We start from the raw sequence: 8,587 nt of genomic DNA on the forward strand, positions 1-8,587 counted from the left end.
TCTACCGATGTCAGTGACTTCGATAGCATTTTGAGCTGATGCTAGATAAAGTTTGTTTTGGTTTAAACCATTGTCATCAAAATATCTTTCTAAAGCTAAGAAAGTTCCTGAATTATCTAATGCTACTAACTCTGCAAGACTGTTAGTACGGTCTACGCTATCAGGAGTGCCAGCAGGAGCATTAGCATTATCAGTTTCGTAAACAAATTCAGCGGTTGGTTCCCCTGTAGCTAGATCGTATTGAATAATTCTTGCTAAACTGGTTTGGTCGATACCAGCAGCAGGTCCGTCTTGGAAGAGAGCATTTTCTATTCCGGTATAGAGGAAGCGCTCTTGAGGATCGATAGTTAAACTTTCAAAAGCTAAATTATTCCGAATACCACTGCTGTTATCGGCGGTAGGCAGGAATTTTTGAGGTATTTCTAGTTCGTTTAATTGTTCTCCTGTTAAAGCAAATTCATTAACAAAAGGATTGACTAATTCTTCTGTATTGCCTTCCGAAGAAATGAATACAGTTCCTTCACTGGTTAAAACAATACCTTCGGGGTCTAGACTTTCTTCCTCAAAAACATCTTCGTTTTCATCCAACAGAGTAGTTACTTCTGCAACGCTAACATCTAGACCATTACCACCATTGAGATTAATGTCTAAGGTGTAGTAACGACCAGGGTTAACATTGCTGCGGTCATCAGAAATAGCGTAATAAACTCCGTTGTCAGCGTCATAAGTTAAACCAGAAAACCCACCTACTTCCGTGCTTTCAAAATCGAAGGCAGCAGGAATACTACTTTCACCAATAAATTCAATACTTCTGACTTCTGCACGTTCTGCTTCTGGGTTGAAAATTGGTTCTGGATCTGGTAACCCATTTATTCCTAGTCGTGGATCTAGGTCAAGAGGTTCGTCTAGTTGAACTAAGATAATTTCATTATTATCTAATTCTGGGGGTCGTCCTGTAGCAAAATCGCCGAAAGGATAGTTATTGTCTACAGAAACTAGAATTGTTTCCTCGTCAAATACTAATACATCCTCAATACTGGTAATAGGAAGAGTAAAGTTATTGCTGCCATTGCCATCAAGGTCATTAGGATCGTCAATATCTAACAAGTCAACTAATTCAGTTTTGGAGACGAAACCATTCTCATCTACTTGGGAAATATCAATGAGAAAGAGTTTCTTGAAGAAAGCTTCATCCGCTTGAAAATCGTCCCTTTCAATGGCAATAAACTGAGTATCATTGACAGGAGTTAAATCTCCAAGTTGGAAAGTTGGAGTATCGCCAGGATCATCTAGAGGATATAATCCTACTATTTCGTCGCCGTAAGTTCCAGTCTCAATATCGTATTCATAAATTCGTAGAGAATTTTCTGGGTCGCCATCTACTGGCGCTTCTAAAATTGGATAAAGTGTAGTTCCGTCTGGACTGTAACCAATACCCTCAAAACCGCGAGAACCTCGTAAATTTGCTAGAGCATCCCCTGCTTCTACATCAGGATTTTGAGGTGCTCTTACTTCATCAGCGAAAAAGCGATCTAACACTTCCTCAATAGTTTCTGGGAAGTCACCAATTAAACCATCTACACCTAAATTGATTAAGTCCTCTACTTCTTGTGTCGGAGTTTGTACAGTACCATCTGGGTTTAAAGTAAGATAGCGTTCCTCATCCCGTAGAGTATATACATTAACTAGCAATTCTGCATCATGTGCAAAATCAATTAGAGGAAAAACTTCCCCTGTTAACTGGGTCCTAATTTCAGCGTTACCATCTTCGTCACCATCGACAGGTTCATCCAAACCTTCCGGCAGTAAAATGGTATTTTTCCAAGGGTTAACAGCTTCAGCGTAGGTTGCCATGAACTCATAAAATTCAGGCAATTTTAACAGATCGCCGTATCCTGTTTCTTCATTCAGCTCGATAATATCAACCAAGTCGCCGTAAACTTCACGAGCATCATCCTCAGTAAAATCAGGATCGCTAAAGTTGTTAATTAGATCGTAAGGGAAGGAAAATCCTGGATTAAAGTTTTCTGTCGCTGCTCCAGTAAGTTGATGCAGAGGAACGTCAATTCCTGCATCTGGCATTATTTCCTGATCTAAACTAATTAGAGGTGCAATTTCAAAAGTTTGAATAATGTTTTGTTCTGGATCTGTAAAATCTTCTGCCACCAAAACATCTACTGTAGCTTCTTCTATATTCAAACCAATGCTATCGAAGTAGCTATTATGTTTGAGTTCGTGAACAATACCAACTTGCTCACCTGTTTCTGCTGTAAAATCCTCAACTAACTGAATTACTTCAGCCATCGTGGGAATTTCAAACAAGTCATCAAACTCATCGCTACGTTCCTCCCGAGGTTGTCGAGCGCGTAGGGTTTTGATTTCTTCTAGGGTAAAGTCTTCTGCAAATAAACCTTCATATTCAACTCCGTCAATAGTTTTAGTCGTTTCGCGAGCTGCAAAATCAGGGTTCTCATCAAGAATATCCAGAATATTTGTAGTGTTATTGAGCAATGGTTCGTGACGAACGATGGGTACTCCATCTGAGGTCATCACATAGTCCGTTTCAATAAAATCTGCACCCTGTTCTAAAGCTAAACGGAAACCTTCTAAAGTATGTTCTGGTCGAGGACCGCTAGCGCCACGATGACCGATATTAATAGGGATTTGCCCGTTAAGAGTATTTAGTCGAGGAATATTAGGAGTGGCAATAGGAGCTTCTAATAAAACTCCATTACTATCAAAGTGTAATAGATAGGGACCGTATTCGTCTCCTACCCACAAATCGCCGTTTTCATCAATAACTAATGCTTCGGTATCAAAATCTGTACCTGTTAAAGGTCTTTCAGGATCGTTTTCGTTAAGAATTTCAAAAGGTACTAGATTGTTAGGATCGCGAAGGGTGATAAAATCTTCTAGCTCAACACTACCGTCACCCCCTTCAATACCAGTAAAATTGGGATTAACTTTGTAGATTCTAGCTAGAGTATCAGAATTGCCACCAAAAAGACTATCTACTATGAACCAGTAGCTATTAGTGTCAGCAAACTGTACCCCACTCCATCCACCTACAGGTTGACCAGGAAAAGGCCCAGTACGAGTGGTGTCTACATCTGCGCCTGATTCTGGTCCATCAGCAAATGTATCAGCGGGTAAAGATGCAAATCCTATGAGAGTTTGTACCATCTAGACTAACTATCTCCAGATAAAAATAATTGGTTGTTTATTATGGAAAAAGCAGTTAGCTTTCACTCCTTCTTACATAAGTTCTTACCTGGAGATGGTTAAGTCAAAGTAAATAAAGATTTAAGTTTAAATTAAATTTGAATAATTGCTAAGTTAAGAAAGATACTCAAATTTGAAGAAGTAGTCAGTAGGAGCAAGAATGTGGTTAATGAGTATTCTCATCCTATAAACCCCATTAGCACCGAGAGTGACAGTGGGGTATTATATCAAATCCGGTAGCATCGGTATAATTAGATAGTTAATCTAGGAGTCAGGAGTCAGGAGGGAAGAGAATGCGCGAAACATTTGCTCTTGGATGAAGATGAAAATTTTTTTTATACCGAACCCGAGCGGATTTGATATTAAACCCATAAGGGAAAATATAAAAAAGTAATTTTCTGAGGTACTAAAATTGCTGGATAAAATGAGCTATAACAGGGTTTTTAGTAATAAAAAATAGGGCGTTGCACAATCAGGAATGATGAAATCCAAAAGTAGATATTTTTGGATAATTCTTTCCTCAATATATGTACAGTTTAAAATCTATTATCATTCTTTAATGTGCAACCCCAAAAATAGAATGGATTCGTGAGGGTTATGATGATGCTATGGATTTATATCATAGACTTGTCGCTTTATCACTTAAAAAAATCCCAAAAACTTTGTTCTGTAAGGATTGTAGCTATTGGCAACCAAAAAGTATGGGAATTATTGCTCTGCCTAGGTTGGAACGATTTTTTCCCTCTATTTAGCGACAACTCTAATAAATAGCATTTGAAGGTTTGATTAAGACATTTTCAAATTCTCATACCTTTGTCAAACTATGAATTTTCCTTTTTACTATAAAATATCATCAAGAAAATTATGTTTTTTATTCCTGCTGCAATATTTATGAACGATCGCCGTTACTTTTTAAAATTTCTAGGTCTGGGTTTATTGACAACTCAACTCGCTGCGATAAATAAGCGATCGCTCCGGGTTGCCTCACCAATATCCCCCCAACCTATCCTCAAACCACCCCGCCTTCAAATTGGTGACACTGTAGCAGTAGTTAGTCCTGCCACCATGATTGATAAACATCAACTCAAATACGTCAATTTGGTTTTAGGGCAACAAAAATTAAAAGTAAAAGTTGCCACCCACGTTCTCGATAGATATGGATATTTAGCAGGTAAAGATATAGACCGCGCTGCGGATATTAATGCTATGTTTGCGGATGACGAGGTCAAAGCATTGGTAACAACCACAGGTGGTTGGGGTAGTAGTCGCATTTTGCCATTATTAGACTATAACTTAATTCGGAAAAATCCTAAAATTATCATTGGTTACAGTGATATTACTGCTCTGTTATTGGCGATATATGCTCGCAGTGGTCTGGTGACATTTCACGGTCCCTTTGGTACATCTCCCTGGAATAAATTTTCTGTTGGTTATCTCAAAGGCATCCTGTTTGAAGGAAAAGCGATGACCTTGCAACCTCCCACGAATATTGTGGAAACTATTACAGGTGGAAAAGCACGGGGGCAACTGGTGGGGGGGAACTTGTCTGTGTTAACAGCGATGGTGGGGTCTAATTTTTTGCCAGACTCGCGAGGGAAAATTTTGTTTGTGGAGGAGATAAGAGAGGATGTTTATCGGGTAGACCGGATGTTGACTCATTTAAGTTTAGCTGGCATTTTGCAGCAGTTGGAGGGTTTTGTTTTTGCGCAATGTACTAGATGTCTGGATGAGGAAGATGATTTTCCCACGTTAACTTTATGGCAGGTTTTGTTAGATCATATTCGACCTTTGGAAATTCCTGCTTGGTATGGCACAATGATCGGTCATATTCGGGATAAATTTACAGTTCCATTAGGAGTAGAGGTGGAGATAGATAGCGATCGAGGTACAATTAAAATGTTAGAAACTGCTGTGGTTTAGGGTAAATAAATGCTTGAAAACTTTTATAGGAGTCAGGAGGGAAGAGAATTTCTTGGGACTTAGGCAGAAACAGAGTTTATCGAAAAAATTTAGTGATTGAAAACAATTAGGGCAATAAACCCGGTTTCTTGTTTTCGTGCATCAGTCCTATTTATAACGGAAAAAGACGATCGCTCATAGTAGATTTGCTTTTATTAGCGATCGCCTTCTGCATTTGAAAATTATACATTTCCATTGGCTTTGTTGCACAAAAGATGATGTTTAGGGTAAAAATAAAGAAGTCAAGATGGTACACGAAACTACACTCAGCAGATATGAGTAAGAGTAAGTCTAAATCCAACTCCAAGTCCTTGTATCGACTCAAAAACTGGTCTGAGTATGATGCCTCCTTAAAGCAGCGAGGGAGTCTCACTTTTTGGCTGACTCCAGAGGCCATCGAGCAGTGGCTTAATCAGAAAAAAACTGGACGTAGGGGAGCATCTAATAATTATAGTGACACGGCCATTGAATTGATGGTGACTATGCAATCCTTGTATAGTCTGGCCGGACGACAGACCGAAGGTTTTGTCAAATCTATATTTCAATTGATGGACTTAGATTTACCAGTACCTGACCATAGCACTGTATCCCGTCGCTTGCCAAAACTGAATGTTAAACTACCAGTTATACCAACGAACGAAGCAATTCATATGGTAGTAGACTCTACAGGGGTGAAAGTTTACGGCGAAGGTGAATGGAAAACAAGAGTTCATGGTGTCAGTAAACGGCGTACATGGCGTAAATTACATCTAGGAGTTTCGGAGGCCACAGGGGAGATTATCAGTGGGGTAGTGACTACCAATGATGTCAGTGACGACCAAGTATTTTCTGACCTGTTAGATGGAGTAGATGGGGAAATAGCCCAAGTATCAGGAGATGGAGCCTATGACAAGTATAAGTGTTACGAGAAAGCTAGGCAACGAGGGGCAAAGGCAACAATTCCACCCAGGAAAAATGCAGTAATAGGTCAACATGGCAACTGTAAATGCTCACCTCATCCCAGAGATGAAAACCTCAGAAGGATAAGAAAAGTAGGACGCAAGAAGTGGAAACGTGAATGTGGCTACCACCGACGCTCGTTGTCAGAAACTACAATGTTCAGGCTCAAAGTCCTCAATGGATGCAAGTTACGACGACGAAAATTTGATAATCAGGCAGTGGAGTTATTCATACAATGTTCCATACTCAACGTGATGATTCAAAATGGTAAACCCCAGAGCTACAAAGTAGAAATCTAGTTAACTTCCAACTAAGGGAGTTTTTGGCGATCGCTACTTTCATGCAACAAAGCCAATCGTTTTTGTAATAATTGTGGTACTAAAATTGGGTAGTCATATCATGTCCGTTTATATCGTTTGTATAAACCCAAGGGTGAATATCTACAGGAAATGATGGTTTTTTCTTGCGAGGGTAGCCTTCTTCCCTCTTTCCTCTTTCTTCTTCCTTCTTCCTTCTTCCTTACCTTTGCTATACAAGACCGATGCTACCGGACATGATATCAATAGTTATGTATTTGTGTAGAACACATCTCTATTTGATGAACCACATTTTCACAAGCAAAACCCAGTAGACACCTCCCATGGAACGTCCCTACTGTGGTCTACCGTGCAGGAAAACCGCTGTAAGGAATCATTCGCAATGCTTTAGCCAAAGCATCGTTATTTTCTCGCAGACCTTCATAGAAAAATAATACTTCTCCGTTAATCCCTACAGAACGATTATAAGCGATCGCCTCCAACAAATAATCTACGCTAATTCGATAAGAGCCAACTTTAATTAAAATCCCTGGAAACACCTTACTTAAATGATTACAAATAAACTGCTGTTTCACTAACTGTTGCACAAGAGATTTGTAACTTGCAAAATCACGACGGTAAAGTTGAGGGTGAATAAGATCGACAATTCCTTGATTTATCCAAGTGGGGTAGTCTTGTAAGTATTCATTCAAACTCCACTTGTAAAAACTGGGAGCCATTGAAACTAAAAGTTCAGGCTTAATTGCTTTCACTTCCCGATGTAAACGAGTTAAAAAATTTGTCAAAATATCTGCACGCCATTGTAACCATTTGTGATGTTTATGATTTTGGGGTGGATGACAAGAAAATTGCTGACGATAACGTTCTACTGTTTTTGCATCGTAGCCACCTTCTGAAGGAAATGCTGGCATTCGGTCGTCTCCCTGAATGCCATCAATGTCATAGTTTCTCACAACTTCCAATACTAGATCGAGCAGAAAATTCTGCACTTGTTCATCCAAAGCATTCATCCACTCAAAACCATTTTTTACCAATAAATTTCCCCTACAGTCACGAGCCGCCCATTCCGGTTTTTTTGCTAGAAGTAACCCTCCATTTTGTTTGTAAGAACTGACAAACCCATATTCAAACCAAGGAATAATTTTCATCCCAACTCGCCGTGCTTCTATAATTACTTCTGCTAAGGGGTCGCGGTCTTTGTATTGCGGGTCTATCTTTGTACCAAAAATTCTCTGCATCAGTTGACTGGGGTAGAGAGTAAATGCTTTATTCCAGACCACCGGAAATACAACATTAAATCCTGTTTCAGCAAGAAAGTCCATTGCTTCAGCGATATTATCTCTGGAATGGAGGACTTTACTATCAACATTTGTGAGCCAGATACCGCGTAATATCATGTCCGGTAGTTATTGTATAGTTGGATGTGGGGAGTAGGGGAGTAGGGGAGTAGGGGAGTAGGGGAGTGGGGTAGATTAATGTAATTATAGGCGTTGCATATTTACGGGATGAGTTAGTTGGGAAGAGTGGGGACCCAACCCTAACCCCGACCGTGGAGGACAGGGCTGTTTCAAAGTATCGCAAGTTAACGATTTAGGGAGAACGGGAAATGAGGGCATCGTGGAAGCTGTAAAATTTACCACGCATTTGCCGATTTTTCAGCCAATAAGCGTCCCTTTTGCTCTGACTAAAATGATGAAAAGTCAACTTTTAATCATAAATTAAAAGCCTCTATCCCCGTGTCTCCGTGTCTCCGTGTCCCCGTGTCCTATCGAGAATGAAACAACCCTGCCTCCCAGGAGAGGAATGTTGGAGGTGTGGAGGACTTTACATAGAGTGCACATTGGAATTATAGTTTTAGCAACACAGGAAGTAATATCATGTCCAGATAAGAGCGTGATAAAAAACTTTTTCTCGTAAGCGCCTTTTCTTCCCTTCTGCCTCCTGCCTCCTGCCTTCCTTTACTTCTTAATCATTCTTAATGTAAATTCTCATCCATTCATTTTAATCTATAGAAATAGGCAATAGATTTCTAAATTTCTGTAGGAATTGATACGCCAAATCGTATAGTTTAGTATTGGTAAGGAAAATTTAACATGAGTGTAAACCTAGCAACTTGATCGCGCCAACCAGCACCATAATAATACTTTAGA

5 protein-coding genes are annotated in these 8,587 nt (G+C 39.6%); 2 read left to right on the forward strand and 3 right to left on the reverse strand.

Annotation, left to right across the window (positions count from 1 at the left end; all coding sequences use genetic code 11):
• The coding region (locus tag F6K13_RS07855; protein ID WP_287287161.1) for an esterase-like activity of phytase family protein at positions 1-3,183 on the reverse strand (3,183 nt) is incomplete at its 3' end.
• A gap of 903 nt (positions 3,184-4,086) precedes the next feature.
• Between F6K13_RS07855 and F6K13_RS07860 the strand changes: the two genes are divergently transcribed.
• On the forward strand, positions 4,087-5,142 hold the full coding sequence (locus tag F6K13_RS07860) for an LD-carboxypeptidase (RefSeq protein ID WP_240041598.1): 1,056 nt from the start codon (positions 4,087-4,089) through the stop codon (positions 5,140-5,142).
• A 151-nt stretch (positions 5,143-5,293) separates the two neighbouring features.
• On the opposite strand, the gene F6K13_RS07865 is transcribed toward F6K13_RS07860, so the two are convergent.
• Positions 5,294-5,506, reverse strand: coding sequence for a hypothetical protein (locus tag F6K13_RS07865; protein ID WP_192901281.1), 213 nt, complete (start codon positions 5,504-5,506; stop codon positions 5,294-5,296).
• On the opposite strand from F6K13_RS07865, the gene F6K13_RS07870 reads away from it, so the two are divergent.
• Complete coding sequence (locus F6K13_RS07870; RefSeq protein ID WP_124143258.1) at positions 5,457-6,419, forward strand: IS5 family transposase; 963 nt, start codon at positions 5,457-5,459, stop codon at positions 6,417-6,419. The two genes, F6K13_RS07865 and F6K13_RS07870, sit on opposite strands and share 50 nt — an antisense overlap.
• A gap of 362 nt (positions 6,420-6,781) precedes the next feature.
• On the opposite strand, the gene F6K13_RS07875 is transcribed toward F6K13_RS07870, so the two are convergent.
• Positions 6,782-7,834: a glycoside hydrolase family 10 protein gene (locus F6K13_RS07875; RefSeq protein ID WP_124144329.1), complete on the reverse strand. Its 1,053-nt coding sequence runs from the start codon at positions 7,832-7,834 to the stop codon at positions 6,782-6,784.
• Positions 7,835-8,587 lie beyond the last annotated feature (753 nt).

Source organism: Okeania sp. SIO2B9, from assembly GCF_010672505.1.
GTDB lineage: Bacteria > Cyanobacteriota > Cyanobacteriia > Cyanobacteriales > Microcoleaceae > Okeania > Okeania hirsuta.